The 15,664-nt window shown below is 70.5% G+C and carries 15 protein-coding genes; 9 read left to right on the forward strand and 6 right to left on the reverse strand.

All coding sequences use genetic code 11. The features are described 5' to 3' along the window. Positions 1-30: 30 nt before the first annotated feature. Entirely contained in the window at positions 31-1,272 is a 1,242-nt protein-coding gene (locus IZR01_RS15520; RefSeq protein WP_194924273.1) for an MFS transporter, read from the reverse strand. Between the two features lie 60 nt (positions 1,273-1,332). On the opposite strand from IZR01_RS15520, the gene IZR01_RS15525 reads away from it, so the two are divergent. Further along, on the forward strand, positions 1,333-2,322 hold the full coding sequence (locus IZR01_RS15525; protein ID WP_194924274.1) for a transcriptional regulator: 990 nt from the start codon (positions 1,333-1,335) through the stop codon (positions 2,320-2,322). A 74-nt stretch (positions 2,323-2,396) separates the two neighbouring features. Here IZR01_RS15525 and IZR01_RS15530 read toward each other — a convergent pair whose 3' ends face one another. Both IZR01_RS15530 and IZR01_RS50550 read right to left on the reverse strand, forming a co-directional pair. Further along, complete coding sequence (locus IZR01_RS15530; protein ID WP_228554763.1) at positions 2,397-2,855, reverse strand: luciferase domain-containing protein; 459 nt, start codon at positions 2,853-2,855, stop codon at positions 2,397-2,399. Positions 2,856-2,931: 76 nt separating this feature from the next. Then, positions 2,932-3,156: a hypothetical protein gene (locus tag IZR01_RS50550; protein WP_228559552.1), complete on the reverse strand. Its 225-nt coding sequence runs from the start codon at positions 3,154-3,156 to the stop codon at positions 2,932-2,934. On the opposite strand from IZR01_RS50550, the gene IZR01_RS15535 reads away from it, so the two are divergent. Beyond that, positions 3,101-3,589, forward strand: a complete 489-nt coding sequence (locus IZR01_RS15535; protein WP_323747014.1) for an SDR family NAD(P)-dependent oxidoreductase — start codon at positions 3,101-3,103, stop codon at positions 3,587-3,589. The two genes, IZR01_RS50550 and IZR01_RS15535, sit on opposite strands and share 56 nt — an antisense overlap. Before the next feature lie 92 nt (positions 3,590-3,681). Here IZR01_RS15535 and IZR01_RS15540 read toward each other — a convergent pair whose 3' ends face one another. Continuing rightward, positions 3,682-5,016: a cation:proton antiporter gene (locus IZR01_RS15540; RefSeq protein ID WP_194895060.1), complete on the reverse strand. Its 1,335-nt coding sequence runs from the start codon at positions 5,014-5,016 to the stop codon at positions 3,682-3,684. A gap of 154 nt (positions 5,017-5,170) precedes the next feature. After that, on the reverse strand, positions 5,171-6,082 hold the full coding sequence (locus IZR01_RS15545) for an endo alpha-1,4 polygalactosaminidase (RefSeq protein WP_194924275.1): 912 nt from the start codon (positions 6,080-6,082) through the stop codon (positions 5,171-5,173). Positions 6,083-6,262: 180 nt separating this feature from the next. On the opposite strand from IZR01_RS15545, the gene IZR01_RS52365 reads away from it, so the two are divergent. Beyond that, on the forward strand, positions 6,263-7,681 hold the full coding sequence (locus IZR01_RS52365) for a right-handed parallel beta-helix repeat-containing protein (protein ID WP_194924276.1): 1,419 nt from the start codon (positions 6,263-6,265) through the stop codon (positions 7,679-7,681). Positions 7,682-7,799: 118 nt separating this feature from the next. Here IZR01_RS52365 and IZR01_RS15555 read toward each other — a convergent pair whose 3' ends face one another. Next, complete coding sequence (locus IZR01_RS15555; protein WP_228554764.1) at positions 7,800-8,636, reverse strand: DeoR/GlpR family DNA-binding transcription regulator; 837 nt, start codon at positions 8,634-8,636, stop codon at positions 7,800-7,802. Positions 8,637-9,052: 416 nt separating this feature from the next. On the opposite strand from IZR01_RS15555, the gene IZR01_RS15560 reads away from it, so the two are divergent. The 6 genes from IZR01_RS15560 (at position 9,053) to IZR01_RS15585 (ending at position 15,618) form a co-directional block, all read left to right on the forward strand. Continuing rightward, on the forward strand, positions 9,053-10,396 hold the full coding sequence (locus IZR01_RS15560) for an ABC transporter substrate-binding protein (protein WP_194895063.1): 1,344 nt from the start codon (positions 9,053-9,055) through the stop codon (positions 10,394-10,396). Positions 10,397-10,407: 11 nt separating this feature from the next. Beyond that, the gene (locus IZR01_RS15565) at positions 10,408-11,406 is read left to right on the forward strand and encodes a carbohydrate ABC transporter permease (protein ID WP_194924277.1); all 999 of its coding nucleotides are present in this window, start codon (positions 10,408-10,410) and stop codon (positions 11,404-11,406) included. Next, entirely contained in the window at positions 11,406-12,221 is an 816-nt protein-coding gene (locus IZR01_RS15570; RefSeq protein WP_194895065.1) for a carbohydrate ABC transporter permease, read from the forward strand. The genes IZR01_RS15565 and IZR01_RS15570 overlap by 1 nt, the downstream gene beginning before the upstream one ends. 77 nt (positions 12,222-12,298) lie before the next feature. Next, positions 12,299-13,267 carry an SIS domain-containing protein gene (locus IZR01_RS15575; protein WP_194924278.1) on the forward strand — a complete coding sequence of 323 codons (969 nt, stop codon included), beginning with the start codon at positions 12,299-12,301 and terminating at the stop codon, positions 13,265-13,267. A 13-nt stretch (positions 13,268-13,280) separates the two neighbouring features. Further along, complete coding sequence (melA, locus tag IZR01_RS15580) at positions 13,281-14,609, forward strand: alpha-galactosidase (RefSeq protein ID WP_194895067.1); 1,329 nt, start codon at positions 13,281-13,283, stop codon at positions 14,607-14,609. A 34-nt stretch (positions 14,610-14,643) separates the two neighbouring features. Then, positions 14,644-15,618, forward strand: coding sequence for a carbohydrate kinase family protein (locus IZR01_RS15585; RefSeq protein ID WP_194924279.1), 975 nt, complete (start codon positions 14,644-14,646; stop codon positions 15,616-15,618). Positions 15,619-15,664 lie beyond the last annotated feature (46 nt).

A 15,664-nucleotide genomic window follows, 5' to 3' on the forward strand; every position in this document is an offset into this window, starting at 1 on the left:
TGTGGCGGCGTCCATCGGAACGAGCCGACGTCAGCCTACGTTCGCAGGGGCGGCGCGACGAGGTGCCTGCGGCTCGGCCGCCGGCGCCTCGCCGACCGGCGCCTCGCCGACCGACGGCTCGGCGCGCAGCCCCCGAGCCAGACTCAACGTCACCAGCACCGACAACACCGCCATGGTCGTCATGGCCGCGGCCGGCGAGGACCACTGGGCGAGCACGCCGGCCACGACCGCTCCCACCCCCTGCATCGTCAGCATCCCCGAAGACTGCAACCCGAGGGCCTGCCCGCTGAGCTCGTGCGGAGTCAGGGCCATGAGACGCTCCTGCAACAGCAGGCTCGCCGCGTATCCGATCGACGCGAGCATCACGGCCACCGCCGCCACCGGTATCCCCGGGTGCAGCGCGAACACCAGGTACGGCACCGCGAGCAGCAGCCGCAGCGGAGCACCGAGCACCCGCCGCCACCGCGCGGGCAGGAACCGGCCGGTCGTGATGTCGCCGAGCAGCATCCCGAACGCGGCGCCGGCGAACAGCACACCGGCGTGGCGTGGCGACAGCGAGACGAACAACGATTCGCAGCCCACGATCAGCCCGTTCGGGACCCACAGGGCGAGGAACACGTAGCGGCGCGGCGCCGAGGCCCACAGGGCCGCGTTGTTCCGCCAGGTCTGGGCGACCGACGGACGCCCGGTCGCCCGCTGCGGCCGTCCGCTGAGCCCGAACCGGGCGACGACGGCCGCGGCCAGGTAGAGGCCCGCGCCGACCAGCAGCGTGGCCCGCGGCGACAGCGCGGCCAGCAGCGCGCCGCCGAGCCCGTAGCCGCAGATCTGCATCGTGCCGACCGCCATGTTCAACACCGAGCGGCCGATCAGATACCCCTGCTTCGGCACGATCTCGTTCAGCAGCCCGTAACGCACGCCGCCGCCGACCGAGGCCAGGACGCCGATCACGAACAAGATGCCGAACGACGCCGCGATCGGCAGCCCCGGAATCGCCTGCGCGGCGGTCGCGACCGCGAAGACCAGCGCCAGCCCGGACATCGCCGCGCGTGGCGGGATCAGGTCCGCGGCCGACATCAGCGCGGTCGCCCCGATCACCTGCGCCAGGCTCGGGCCGAACATGCTCAGCGCCGACAGTAGCGGGGAGCCGGTGGCGGCGTAGATGAGCGTGCTCAGCGCCAGGCCGCTGACCGTCTGGGCGGCGATCTGGGCCAGGCTGGTGAAGAACAGGGGCTGGAACTCGGGGGTCGCGAAGAGCTGTCGGTACGTCCGCATGCCCGTCAGTGTGGAAGCGCCCGGGCCACCGCCGGTACAGTTTCGCGTGGAGGCGAAACCATGGGCTGGTGGCTGGTCGACACCGACACGCTGGCGAGCGGCCGCTTCGTGGTCTCGCCGCTGTCCGAGGCCCACGCCTGCCTGCACACCCTCTACCGGGCGACCACCTCCCACCCGGCGGAGAAGGCCTGGTTCGACGAACACCGCGCCGCCTACCGCGCCATGGTGGAGGCCGACCCGCTGACCGGCCCGCTACTCGACGCGGCGATGGGCGCCCGCACCCACTGGATCGCGGACCTGCTGGCACCGGTGCCGATCGGCGACCGGACGTTCGAGCAGGAACTGGACATCGTCCGCGGCACCCCGCCGGCCGAGGCCCGCGAGCAACTGATCGTCTCCTCCGGCGGCCCGCTCCCGCCCGCACTCGACCGCCCCGACCTCGCCGCCCGCCTCGCCGACATCCTGGCCTGGGTCTGGACCCACACCGTCGCCCCGACCTGGGAACGCCGCCGCCGACTGATGGAAGCGGACATCGTCTCCCGCACCGCCCACCTCAGCCATGCGGGCTGGGCCGCGGCCCTGAACGACATGCGCCCCGGCATGCGCTGGCTCGGCGACGGCCGCCTGCAGATCAACCTCCACGACTTCCCACCCCGCCAAACCACCGGCGCCCGCCTCTACTTCGCGCCCGTGACCCCCGGCCGAGGCTGGGTCACCTGGGACACAACCCCCCGCTACGCGATCATCTACCCCTGCACCGGCGCCCTCGCCGACGTCGGCACCACCATCGCCCCCCAGCCGCTGGCCCGCCTGCTCGGCACGAACCGCGCGACGATCCTGCTGCTACTGACCGCGCCGAAGAGCACCACCCACCTGGTAACGCTGACCGGCCAGCCACTGGGCTCGGTCGGCCGGCATCTCAAGGTTCTGCTGGACGCGGACCTGGTCCGGCGCCGGCGCTCGGGCAGATCAGTGCTCTACTACCGGACGGCCGCCGGGGACGTGCTCGTGGAGAGCGCTTCGCGGGGGAGTCGGGAAGGCGATTACTGAGACGGGCGGGGGAAAACGGTCAGCGTTGTGCGGCAGCATCGCGCGGTCAGCGTGGTGCGGTCGGCATTGCGCGGTCAGCGTTGGCCGCGCGCGAAGGCCAGGCTCTCCGCGATGATCGAGACAACGGCGTCCAGCTCGTCGTCGGAACGAGGGCCGTAGACCATGAACTCGGTCCCGAAGTCGGCATACTGATGGGCCTCGGCCCAGCCGAGACGCCCCAGTTCCCGGCCGCGCTCCGGTGGAAGCACGAGGTGGACACTGGTGTCCTCGACGCCGTGCAGATGCACCGGCTCCAGACGCTTTCCGGGCGCCAGCGACGTCTCCGGGGCACGTTCCTCGTGCCGATCAGTCAGGAACACCGCTCTGGACGAGGCCGGTGAGACCTGGCTGTGGCCCTCGACGACATCGGGCAGGGCGAAGGTCCGCGCGACCAGACGGCCCCACAGGTCAGGACTCGATCGCTGGTCCAACTGGCGGTGCGGACCGTCGTCGGAGGTTGCCGGGCGCTCGCCCAGCCGCGGAGTGGACAGCATGGCAGCGAGCGTATTGGCCGACCTGAAGCCGGCACCACTGATTTCCACGGGATCGGCACCTGGCTCCAGGGCCGGATTAATCGGCCCGATCCATCAGCTCGACCTCCTCGAAGCCCACCTCGTGGTGCTCCCGGCACGTCACCGACACCTCCACGCTCGCCCCGCACCCGACGTGCGCCAGGTCCAGCGCCGTCGTCGACCCGGCCGCCGTCGAGGCCGCGGCGGCCGCGGCGCGCGACGTCACCGTGCTCGTCAACAACGCCGGGATCAGCGGCCCGCGGTCGCTGCTGGCCGAGGACATGGCCGCGATCCGTCAGACCTACGAGACGAATGTCTTCGCCCCGCTCGCGTTGGTCCGGGCCTTCGCCCCGCTCCTGGCGGCCAACGGCGGCGGCGCGGTCGTCGACATCCACTCGGTCATGAGCTGGCTGGCCTGGCCCGGGGCCTACAGCTCCAGCAAGGCCGCGTTCTGGGGCGTGACCAACTCCCTGCGCCTGGAGCTGGACGGCCAGGGCACGCAGGTCCTCGGCGCGCACTTCGCCTACGTCGACACCCCGATGATCGCCGAGCTGAAGGACGTCGACAAATCAGCACCCGACGACATCGTCCGCCGCGTCCTGGACGCGCTCGAAGCCGGGGCGAGCGAGGTCTTCGCCGACGAGGCCACCGAGTCGGTTCGGGCCGGACTGGCCGGTCTGACCACCGGCCGGCTCGGCTGGTCGGGGACCAGCTGATCGGGGAACGGCTGATCGAGGAACCGCTGATCGGGGAACCGCGATCAGGCCCTGGCCTTCGGTCGGGGTGTTCGTCCCGGTCATCGCCGTGTCTACGCCGGCGCCGGTTCGTCGCCGTCCGGCGGGCCGGCCGTACTCCTGCGCAGCCGCTGGGCGGCCACCGGCACCGCCACCCCGTGCAGCACCAGGCTCCCGACCAGCACGATCGTCATCGTGCTCAGCGCCAAGTCCGCGTCCTCGTCGCGGACGGCGTTGAAGGCGAGCAGGCCGAACACGATCGAGGTGGTGCCGCGCGGCCCGACCAGGCCGAGCAGCGTGCGGTCCAGCCACGACGCGGTGGTGCCCAGCATCGCGAGATACACCGGGACCATGCGCACGACCGTAAGCACCAGCACGCCGTAGAGGATCGCCGACCCCGGCACGCCGGTCCGGCACACCAGGACCGCGACCGCGCCGAACACGAACCACACGATCAGCGACGCGACGGTGCCCAGCGCCTCGACGGTGGCGAATTCGTGTTCGGAGATGCCGGTGGTCTCGGTGTTGTCCTTGTTGGTGGTGCCGGTCGCGGTGCCGCTGTCAGTTTTGGCCTGGGTGTCGGTGTGCGCGATGTCGGTGTCGTGCGAGCGGCGCAGCCCGGCCCGGCCCAGCTTGTAGGCGATGCCCGCGAGGAACGCCGCCACGAAGCCGTTCCCGCCCACGGCCACCGCGATCGAGTACGTCACGATCGGCAGCAGCAGCGCCGCGATCCCCACCGACTCCGCACTCGACCAGCGCACCCGCTCGGCCTGGCGCAGGGCCAGGCCGGTGACGGCACCGAACCCGACCCCGACCAGCACCGCGTAGGCCGCGGCCGGAAAGGCCTGCCGCAGCGCGGTGGTCGGCGCGCCGCCGTGCCCTGATTCACCGATCACCAGGATGCCGAAGGCGAACGCGGGGGAGAACAGACCGTCGTTGTAGCCGCTCTCGATCGCCAGGACGTGCCGCACCCACAGCGGCAGGTTTCGGTCCTTGAGCAGGTGCGGCGCGCTGGCGAAGTCCAGCGGCATCACCACGCAGGCGATGACGAACACCACCGCCCACGACGGCGTCGGCAGCAGCGGCAGCCCGACGAGGAACGCCGCCGCCACCATCATCGGCAGCGCCACGAACAGCAGCCGCAGCACCGTGCCCCGCTCGCCGGCCAGGAATCCGTCGCGGACCACGGTGGCGTCGACGAACAACAGCACGGCCAGGACCAGCTCGACGATCCGTTCCGCGATGTGGGTGTCCAGGTTCGAGGCGAACCCGTCCCCGAGGATCAGGCCCGCGACGATGCCGCCCGCCACCATGACCAACGGGCCGGAGATATGCCAGCGGGCCAGGCGACGGGCGGCGAAGGTCCAGGCCAGCAGCACGGCCAGGCTGGAGACGATCAGGGGCAACATACCGTGAGATTACTGATATACCGGGCGGATTCGGGCGCAGGTAAGGGAATGCGAGCGTGTCCTTAGCTCCAGCCCTACCTCTGGCCTTAACTCCGGCCTTAACTCTGGCCCCAACTCCGGCCTTAACCCTGCCCTGCCCCTGCCTCGCCCTGCGTCAGCGGCAGGGTTCGAACGTCTTGTCGTCCAGGTTGAGGTCGAACCGCACGCCGTTGAAGTCGTTCGTGTTGTCGGCGGAGCAGAACTTCGACGTCGCCAGGTTGTACTCGGCCTGGAACACCGGCTTTCCGGCGGCGACGTACTGGTCGTAGCCGTAGTCGCCGTTCTGCGCGGTGGTGCACTCCTTGTACTGGTTGCACTGCTCGTTCAGGGCGCCGTCGAAGTAGGGGAGGAGCTGCGGGATCTGCTCGTCGTCGTTCTTCTGCAGCACGCTCAGGCCCCGGGAGTGGGCGTCGTTGGCCAGGGTCGCGTTGAAGTAGAGCTGGTCGGCGGCGGTCAGCGGGAAGCCGGTGCTGTTGGTGTAGCCGTCGACGTTGTCCAGCTCGACCATGTCGAAGCCCTTCTGCCGGCACATGTCCAGCCGGGCGTCCATGATCGTGCGCAGCACGCTGTTCGACTTCTGGATCTCGCGGATGTCCAGCCACTTCTCGCCCGGCCAGCCGTTGCCGCTGCCCAGGACCGAGGACGGGAACTGTGAGGCGTCCGGGCGCCAGTTCTCGTAGGTGCCGGCGGACAGGTAGCAGACGGCCTTGATCCCGGCCGCGTGCAGCGCGGAGACGTTCGCGGCGGTGTTGTTGAAGCCGTCCACGTCGTACATCTGGACGTTGCGGTAGGGCGCGGTCGGCACCGTGGAGATGACCCAGTTCCAGGACGTCTGCACGTCCGGCTGCCAGCAGTCGGAACAGGAGACCGGGCTCGGCGGGGTCGGCGTGGCGCTCGCCGACCGTGTGGCCGTGGCCGCGGACGGCGCGGCGCCGGCCGACGGCGCCAGGACGGCGGTCGTGGCGGCGGCCAGGGCCAGGCCGGCGGCCGCCGACGCGAGGCGCTTGGCGGATGGAGTCAGGAACATGATTCCTCCTCGAGAAGTGGGGGCGTTCTCGTGTTTGCGCCGATTCTTAGCAGTGGCCATCTGGCAGCGTCGAGGAGAGCGCGGGAAACAAGCAGCGCCGGTGAGCGACTGGGCCGATTCGCTCAATCAGGTTGAGTTTTCGTTGACTCCGCCGGGTCCGGACCGCACGCTCTGGGCGGTATGAAGCCACAAGCCCTGGCCATCGCGGCCCTTTGCGCGCTCGGCCCGGCAGCCGTCATGCTGCCGGCGACCGCACACGCGGCCGGTACCTCCACTGTCTACGTCGCCGTCAACGGATCCGACTCCGCGACCGGCACCGAAGGCGCCCCGTTCGCCACGATCCAGCACGCGATCACCGCACTGTCCTCCGGCAGCGGTGCGGTCGTCGTGCGCGGCGGTACGTACGCGCAGCGGATCAGCCTGCACGGCGTCACCGACATCACCGTCACCGCTGCCCCCGGCGAGCACCCCGTCCTGGACGGGTCCAAGCTGGCCGTCCCGACCGGCGTCCGCTCCGCGATGGTCGACATCGCCGACAGCACCTCGGTCACCGTCCACGGCCTGGACATCACCGGCTACCGCACCAGCGACATCACCGCGATGCCGATCGGCGTCTACGTGCACGGCGGCGACACCGGCGTCACGGTCAGCGGCAACCACGTGCACGCCATGGGCAACGACAACGGCACGCTGGGCAGCATGGACATGAACGCGCACGGGATCGCCGCGTACGGCGACAACCCGAAGCGGTCCATCAGCACCCTGAGCATCGCCGACAACGAGGTGGACCACCTCGTTCTCGGGGCCAGCGAGTCGGTCGTGGTCAACGGCAACGTCGACGGCTGGCGCATCACCGGCAACCGGATCCACGACGACAACAACATCGGCATCGACGCCATCGGCTTCGAGCAGACCCTGCCGCCCGCCTACCGCTACACCGACCTCAACCGCGCCCGCAACGGCGTGATCAGCGGCAACACGGTCGAGAACATCAAGTCCGAGGGCAACCCGGCCTACTGGTCTTCCAGCGGCTGGTGCAACTGCGCCGACGGCCTCTACGTCGACGGCGGCACCCACATCGCCATCACCGGCAACACCGCGCACACCGACGACATCGGCATCGAGGTGGCCGCCGAGAACGCCCGCGGCGCCGCCGACCACGTGAACGTCGACCACAACACGGTCACCGACAGCCGCTACGTCGGCATCACCACCGGCGGCTACTGCGACGGCCAACAGGACTGTGGCGGCGTCCAGACCGGCACCTCATCGGCGAACACGTTCACCGACAACGTGCTGCGCGACAACAACACCGACCACGACGGCTCACCGGAGTTCCTGATCCAGTTCCACGAAAGCGGCAACACCATCACCGGCAACACGATCTGCGCCGCCGGCCCCGGCACGCTGCTGGTCGGCACCGTCGCCCGCTCGACGTCGGGCAAGGGCGACAAGGTCGACGACAACCGCTACTCGGCCGCCGCCGCGAGTGCCACCACGGCGCAGTGGGGCTGGCAGGGGAAGACGTACACCGGGTTCGCGGCCTACCGGGCGGCGACCGGGTTGGATGCGCACAGCGAGTTCAGCGCTAGCTGCTGAACAGGACGGTGAGTGGGACGGCAATGGTTGATCGGCCGCCAGCCTCGGAACCGGGGCTGGCGGCCGATCGCTGGTCAAGCGCCTGCTGAGCGCAAGAGCGCTGATCGCTGTGGCGATATCACCGCCGCGCCGGCTCGGCGATCCGCACCGCCACCCCCTGAGCCGCGATCGCCTGCAACTCCGCCGGGTCCGCGCTGGAGTCGGTCACCAGTTGGTCGATCGCGTCCAGGCCGACCACGTGCGCCAGGTGTGTGCGGCCGATCTTCGATCCGTCCGCGACCACCACGACGCGTTGTGCGCGGCCGATGATGACCGCGTTGGTGTGCGCCTCGACCTCGTCGTGGGTGGACAGGCCGCTGGCGGCGCTGATGCCGTCGATGCCGATGAAGGCGGTGTCGACGTTGAAGCGGCCCACGATGGTCTCGGCCCAGGGGCCGACCATCTCGTAGGAGTTGGAGCGGGCCACGCCGCCGGTGACCACCAGTTTCACCTTCGGGCGGTTGACCAGGATGCCGGCGATGTTCAGGGCGTTGGTGACCACCGTCAGCTCGGTGCGGGTCGCCAGCAGGCGGGCCACCTCGCTGGTGGTGGTGCCGCCGTTGACGGCGACCACGTGGCGGCCCGGGGCCAGGGCGCGCAGTGCCATGCGGGCGATGGCCTGTTTGGCGGCGCGGCCGTGGTTGTCGCGGTAGCGGACCGGGAGTTCGTAGGCGATGTCCCGGCCCACGGCGCCGCCGCGCGTGCGGACCAGCAGGTTCTGGTCGTCCAGCAGGGTCAGGTCGCGGCGGATGGTCGCCACCGAGACGCCGAGTTCGCGGGCGGCCGTGGCCACGTCCACGGTGCCGCCGTAGGCCAGCCGGTCCAGGATCGCCGTGACGCGGTCGGAGCGGTGCATGGCCGGTGCGTGCTTGTCCTGCACCGGCATGTGCGTGTTCTGCAATTGAGACTCAGTCATCGCCGGACCCGCTACTGCGACGAACGGGGTCCGGGACTGACTGACTGCCGGGGATGGATCAACGCTCGGGCATCGATGAGGCTCATGGTGAGCTCCACAGTGCTGGTGGGCACGACCCCGCCTCGGAAACCGCACGCGTCGTGCGCGGTCCTGGCGACTCGGTCCGGACTCGCGGCGGGCGCCGGCATACCGGATGGGCGTACCTCTGACGTCGCGTTTCCACTGCGACGCCCCCTGATGCTACGCGTGCCCCCGGACGCTGCCAAGCACTTGCCCAGGCCCGGATCCGCCCGGATCCGCGCGTCTTCGCGCACCGGTGGTGAGCGAAACCTGCGCGGATCTTGTGAGTTCGGTGTGCGCGGGCCTTGAATGACCCCCACCCCCATCTCCTTCTCCCTCGTCTTGGAGGTCTTCCCGTGCATCCAAGAAACGGCGCAAGAACGGCGGGCGCCGCCCTGCGCCCGGCCGCGGCGGCCCTCAGCGTCGCCGCGCTGGCGCTGACGTCCGCCTGCTCGTCGTCCTCCTCGTCCTCCGCCAAGGCACCGGCGGATCCGGCGAAGGCCGTCACCATCACCGTGTGGACCGGGCAGGACGTCGGCCCGGAGAAGCTGCTGGAGGGGCTGGCCAAGCAGTTCCACGACGCGCACCCGAACGTCACCATCGACATCTCGCCCGGCGCGCCGACCACCGACCAGCTGCTGCCCAAGCTGACCGCCGCCTTCACCAGCGGCACCTACCCGGACATCTCCTACAACTTCGGCAGCTGGGCCACCCAGATGCAGCTGTCCGGCCGCACCCTGGACATCACCGACAAGGTCAAGGACCCGGCGGTGAAGTGGGACGAGTTCCCGCCGGCCGCCCGCCAGACCGCCACCCCCAACGGGCACGTCATCGGCTTCCCGGCGGTCGTGGACAACCTGGCGCTGATGTACAACAAGAAGCTGTTCGCCGCCGCCGGGGTGGCCCCGCCGACCAACACCTGGACCTGGGACGACTTCCGGGCCGCGGCCAAGAAGCTCACCGACCCGGCCAAGAACGTGTACGGCACCGCCTACTCCGTCTCCGGCACCGAGGACACCACCTGGCACTTCTGGCCGCTGCTGTGGCAGAAGGGCGGCACGGTCGTGAACTCCGACGGCACCAAATCGGAGTTCGACTCCCCGGCCGGGGTGGCCGCGCTGACGTTCCTTCAGCAGATGGCCGTGGACGACAAGTCCGTGTACCTCTCGCAGGACGACCAGAAGTACGCCGACCTGTTCAAGTCCGGCCTGATCGGCATGATCATGAGCGGCCCGTGGCAGCTCTCGGACAACGTCGCCGCGAACCTGGACTACGGCGTCACCTACCTGCCGTCCTTCGACGGCACCGACCACCAGACCATCTCCGGCCCGGACATCTGGACCCTGTACGACCACCACGACGCCGACCGCGCCTACTGGTCCTACCAGTTCGCGCAGTGGCTGACCTCGGCCCAGGTCGACCCGAAGTTCAACCTGGCCACCGGCAACCTGCCGCTGCGCAGCAGCGAGTCCGACAGCCAGGAGTTCCAGGACTACGCCAAGCAGTACCCCGGCGCGCAGACCCTCTTCGACAACCTGAAGAACGCCACGACCGCCCGGCCCACGGTCCCCGGCTACGTCGGCCTGTCCCAGGCGGTCGGACAAGCGATCGCCAAGGTGCTGCAAGGCCAGGGTGATCCGCAATCGGCGCTGAAGGACGCGGCGAAGGCCGCCGACGTCGCGCTGGCTCAAGCGGATTGAGGGTCGCGCCGATGAAACACGGAATCCTGATCTCCGACCACGAGAAGTCCGGCGCCAACGTCGTCCGCCGGCGCGACCGACGCACCACGCCGGATGAGCCCGCCCCGGCGGCCAAACCCAAGTGGACCGCGCGCCGCCGCCGGGTCGTGGCCAACCTCACCGGCTGGTCCTTCGCCGCCCCGGCGACCCTGATCATCCTGGCCCTGACCCTGTTCCCGGCGGCCTGGGCGTTCCTGATCTCCCGCGAGCACTGGAACGGCCTGACCCCGGCCCGCCAGATCGGCTGGGACAACTACCGCCTGCTACTCAAGGACGCCGACTTCAAGTCGGCGGTGAACCACACGGTCCTGTTCACCGTCCTGTACGTCCCGGTCGTGCTGTGCCTGGGCATGTTCCTGGCGATCGCGCTGAACCGGAAGATCCGCTTCATCTCCTTCTACCGGACCGCGCTGTTCGTCCCGCTGGTGGTCTCGGCCGCGGCCACCGGCATCCTCGCCAACTTCGTGTTCGACCAGCAGTTCGGCTTGGCGAACAACCTGCTGCGGGTTCTGCACCTGCCGCGGCAGGGTTTCCTGGCCGACCGGCACGAGGTGATGTGGGTCATCGCCCTGATCTACCTGTGGACCGACCTGGCGTTCTCCGTCATCGTCTACCTCGCCGCGCTCCAGGACATCCCGACCGACTGCCTGGAGGCGGCCCGGATCGACGGCGCCAACCGCTGGCAGCAGTTCCGGCACGTGATCCTGCCCAGCCTGGCGCCGGTCACCGTGTTCGTCGGGGTCTGGGAGACGATCTCGGTCCTGCAGATCTTCGAGCTGGTGCTGACCACCACCCACGGCGGCCCGCTCGGGGCCAGCCAGACCATCGTGTACTTCATCTACAACCAGGCGTTCAACCTGTCTCGCTACGGATACGGGTCCGCCGTCGCCTACACGCTGTTCGGCGGCACCCTGATCATCACCCTCGGGCTGTTCGCGTACGCCCGGCGCAGCAAGATCGAGGCCTTCTGATGAGCCGGAAGTTCAGCCGCTGGCACCTGCTCCTGATGCCGCTGTCCCTGGTGTTCCTGCTGCCGCTGGCGCAGATGCTCCTGGCCTCGTTCACCTCCAACGCCGACATCAACCGCTTCCCGCCGCGCTTCATCCCGTCCGCGCTGCACATCAGCGGCTACGTGCGGTTGTTCCGGGACGCCCCGGTCGGGCGGTGGATGCTGAACTCGGCGATCGTCTCCGGCATCGCGATCGTCAGCCACCTGGTGCTGTGCTCGCTGGGCGGCTACGCCTACGCCCGGCTGTCCTTCCGGGGTCGGACCGTGGCCTTCGTGACACTGGTCGCCACGATCATGATCCCGACCCAGATGCTGATGATCCCGACCTACTTCATGTTCTCGCACCTGGGCCTGATCGACACCCTCGGCGCGGCCTTCGTGCCGTTCCTGACCTCGGCCTTCGGCGTGTTCCTGATGCGGCAGTTCTTCCTGTCGCTGCCCAAGGACCTGGAGGAGGCCGGCCGCATCGACGGCCTGACCACCTTCGGCGTCTTCTTCCGCATCGTGCTGCCGCTGGCCCGGCCGGCGCTGGCCACGCTGGCGGTGTTCACGCTGCTCAACTCCTGGAACGACCTGCTGTGGCCGCTGATCGCGATCAACGACCCGTCGAAGTTCACCATCCAGCTCGGCCTGGTCAACTTCCAGGGCGCGCACCACATCGACTGGCAGGAGCTGATGGCCTGCAACGTCGTGGCCACCGCGCCGCTGATCATCGGCTTCCTCATCGCCCAGCGGCAGTTCGTCCAGACGATGAGCATGTCCGGGCTCAAAGGCTGAACCAGCGAACAGACACCCGGTCCGAAACAGACCCCCTGCTCGAAACAGAAACCTTGCTCGAACGGAGTCCCAGTCCCATGCCTTCCTTCGTCACCGCCGAACTGGCCGACCAGCCGCGCAGCTGGCAGCGGGCCGCCGACCTGGCCCCGTCGGCGGCCGGCCTGCCCGAACCCGGCGAACGCGTCGCCGTCGTCGGCTGCGGCACCTCCTGGTTCATGGCCCAGGCCTACGCCGGCCTGCGCGAGGCCGCCGGGGCCGGGGAGACCGACGCCTTCACCGCCTCCGAACTGCCCGCCGGCCGCGCCTACGACCGGATACTGGCCCTGAGCCGGTCCGGCACCACCACCGAGATCCTGGACGTCCTGGCCGCCGCCACGGTGCCGACCACGCTGATCACCGGCGTGGCCGACTCCCCGGCGCCGGCGCTCGCCGACACGTCGGTCGTGCTGGACTTCGCCGACGAGCGCTCGGTGGTCCAGACCCGGTTCGCGACCACCACGCTGGCCTTGCTGCGTGCGCATCTCGGCGAAGACCTGTCCGGGGCCATCGCCGACGCTCAGCGGGCGGTCAGCGAACCGCTTCCGGCCGGGGTCGCCGAACGCGTCCAGTTCACGTTCCTGGGCGCGGGCTGGACCACCGGCCTGGCCGCCGAGGCCGCGCTGAAGATGCGTGAGGCGGCCCTGGCGTGGTCCGAGTCGTACCCGGCCATGGACTACCGGCACGGCCCGATCGCGATCACCGACGAGCAGTCGGCGGTCTGGATGTTCGGCGCCGCGCCCGAGGGCCTGGCCGAGCAGGTCGGCGTCACCGGCGGGCTGTGGGTCCAGCAGAACCTCGACCCGCTCGCCTCACTGATCCAGGCGCAGCGCCTGGCCCTGGAACTGGCCGCGGCCCGTGGCCTGGACCCGGACGCCCCGCGGCACCTGACCCGCTCGGTGATCCTGCGCCCGCACGACGCCGCCGCGGCCAAGGCCTCGTCGTCCCCGGCGACCTCCCCGGCTTCCTCCGTTTCCTCCCCGGCTCCCTCGTCCGCCGCCCGATCCTGAAAGAGAATCCCGCGTGTTCCGCATCGCCTTCGTCGGCGCCGGCTCAGTGGTCTTCACCCGGCAGCTGCTGCACGACATCCTTTCCTTCCCCGAGCTGTCCGGCGTGGCCATCGCGCTGCACGACATCGACCCCGAGCGCCTCCAGGTCGCCGCCGCCCTGGCCGACCGCGCCGCGCAGACCCTCGGCGCCAAGCCGACGGTCACCGCCACCACCGACCGCCGTGCCGCCCTGGCCGGCGCCGACGTCGTGGTCAACATGATCGCGGTCGGCGGCCACCCGGCCACCGTCACCGACTTCGAGATCCCGGCCGCCTCCGGCCTGCGGCAGACGATCGGCGACACCCTCGGCGTGGGCGGCATCTTCCGGGCTCTGCGCACCTTTCCGGTGCTGCGAGCCCTGGCGGCGGACATGGCCGAGGTCTGCCCGGACGCCTGGCTGCTCAACTACACCAACCCGATGGCCATGAACATCCAGTACCTGAGCCGGATCGCGCCGGGGCTGAAGGTCGCGGGCCTGTGCCACTCGGTGTACTGGACGGTGCGCGGGCTCTGCGAGATCATCGGCGTCCCGCACGAGGAGGTCGATGTCCTGTCCGCCGGCGTCAACCACCAGGCCTGGATCCTGCGCTGGCAGCACCAGGGGCGGGACTTGTACCCGGAGCTGGACGCCGCGATCGCGGCCCGGCCGGACCTGGCGCGCCGGGTGCGCGTCGACATGTACCGGCGGCTGGGCTACTACCCGACCGAGACCAGCGAGCACTCGTCCGAATACGTGCCCTGGTACCTCGGTCACGACAGCGAGATCGCCCGACTGCGGATCCCGGTCGGCGACTACGTGGCCATCAGCGCCGAGAACCTGGCCGAGTACGCGGCGCTGCGGGCCGCCGTGGCCGAGGGCGCCGCGCCGGCCGACGGGTGGGAGAGCGACGCCGCGGAGTACGCCCCGCAGGTCATCCACAGCCTGGTCACCGGCACCCAGCGCACGATCCAGGTGAACACGGCCAACACCGGCCTGATCACCAACCTGCCGCCGGGCGCGGCGGTCGAGGTCCCGGCCACCCTGGACCGGCTGGGCGTGCACCCGCACTATGTCGGGGACCTGCCGGTGCAGCTGGCGGCGCCGAACCGGCACTTCCTGAACGTGGTCGACCTGGTGGTCGCCGCGGCGGTGGAGGGCGACCCGCGGCACATCCGGCACGCGGCGATGGCCGACCCGGCGACGGCCGCGGCGCTGACGGTCGAGGAGATCTGGACGCTGTGCGACGCGATGGTCGAGGCACACCGCGAGGTGTTGCCGGAGCCGCTGCGGCGCAGTCCGTTGGCTGCGGGAGGTGCTCGGTGAGGGGGACTGATCTCGGGTCCGCGCGAGGACCGCGGTGACCACCTTCGACCTCCTCGTCGTCGGCGACGCGAACCCCGACGTCCTGCTCGCCGGCGCCCCGCCGGTCCCGCCCTACGGCCAGGCCGAGACCCTGGTGACGTCCGGCGCCCTGGCCCTCGGCGGGTCCGCGGCCATCGTCGCGCACGGTGCCGCGCGCCTGGGCCTGTCCACCGCGCTGGCCGCCGCCGTGGGCCGCGACGCCGCCGGTGACTTCGTCCTCGACGTGCTGACCTCGGCCGGCGTCGACATCGCGGCCGTCACCCGCCACCCCGACCTGCCCACCGCCCTGACCGTCTGCCTCGACGGCCCCGACGGCGACCGCGCCATCCTCACCGCCCCCGGCTGCCTGGCCGCCTTCGACCCGCGGCAGCTGCCTCCGGCCCGGCACATCCACGCCGCGTCCTACTTCCTCCAGCCAGCCCTGGCCGCCCGCCTGCCGGACCTGTTCCGCACCACCGATGCCACCTGCTCCATGGACACCAACCACGACCCGTCCGGCCACTGGCACCTGACCCCCGGTCTGCTCGAAGCCTGCGACTACGTCCTCCCCAACGAAGCCGAAGCCCTGGCCCTGACCGGCACCGCGACCGTGGACGAAGCGCTGGCCGGCTTCGTCAAAGCGGGGGTCGTCACACCGGTCGTCAAACGCGGTCGCGACGGAGCGACGGCCCGTAAGGGCACCGAGCTCCACAGCGCGCGCCTCACCCCGCTCGACCCGGTCGACACCGTCGGCGCCGGCGACAGCTTCGACGCCGGATTCCTGGCCGCGGTGCTGAACGGCGACGATCTGGACCGGGCGCTCGCGATCGGCTGCGCGTGCGGGGCGTTGTCCACGCGGGAGGTCGGCGGGACGGCCGCGCAGCCGTCGTGGGAGCAAGCGGTCGCCTACGCGGCGGACGCGGCGGACTCAGCGAACTCGACAGACGCGGCGAACCCGGCGGACTCGGCGATCACGCCCGGCGTTCCCTGAGTTCGCCGCAAATGTCTTGCTTCCAGTAGTGCCGCGCGACTTGATG

Source organism: Catenulispora pinisilvae (assembly GCF_015356865.1).
GTDB lineage: Bacteria > Actinomycetota > Actinomycetes > Streptomycetales > Catenulisporaceae > Catenulispora > Catenulispora pinisilvae.